Source organism: Novacetimonas cocois, assembly GCF_003311635.1.
In the GTDB taxonomy this organism is placed as follows: Bacteria; Pseudomonadota; Alphaproteobacteria; order Acetobacterales; family Acetobacteraceae; genus Novacetimonas; species Novacetimonas cocois.
Genome location: NZ_QEXL01000074.1, coordinates 1 through 578 on the forward strand (window position 1 = coordinate 1; position 578 = coordinate 578).

At 66.8% G+C, this 578-nt stretch carries 1 pseudogene; it reads left to right on the forward strand.

Annotated features, from left to right (window positions below):
* Positions 1-578, forward strand: a pseudogene (locus tag NJLHNGOC_RS15570) (1-deoxy-D-xylulose-5-phosphate synthase N-terminal domain-containing protein); the annotation flags it as partial.

Here is a 578-nt window from a genome sequence, read left to right on the forward strand (position 1 = left end):
CCGGGGGCGGAGCGGCTGATCGTCATCCTCAACGACAACGAGATGTCGATCGCACCCCCCGTGGGCGCGATGTCGAGCTACCTTTCGCGGCTGATGTCCTCGCGCAAGTTCCTCAGCCTGCGCGACCTTGCCGCCAAGATGGCCAGGCGCCTGCCCGACCGGCTGGAGCGCACGGCGAANGAAGGCCGACGAATACGCGCGCGGCATCATCACCGGCGGCACCCTGTTCGAGGAGCTGGGCTTCTATTATGTCGGCCCCGTCGACGGGCATGACATGACGCAGCTGGTGCAGATCCTGCGCAACCTGCGCGATGCCGACGACCTTGGCCCCGTNGCTGCTGCATGTCATCACGGAAAAGGGACGCGGCTATACCCCGGCCGAGTCGGCCGGCGACAAGTACCATGCCGTCTCCAAGTTCAACGTCGTCACGGGCGAGCAGAAGAAGGGCCCGGCCGGGCCGCCGTCCTATACGTCCGTCTTCTCGCGCGAATTGCTGCGCCAGGCGGAGGCGGACGACCGCATCATCGCGATCACGGCGGCGATGCCCTCGGGCACGGGGCTGGACAGGTTCGCAAAG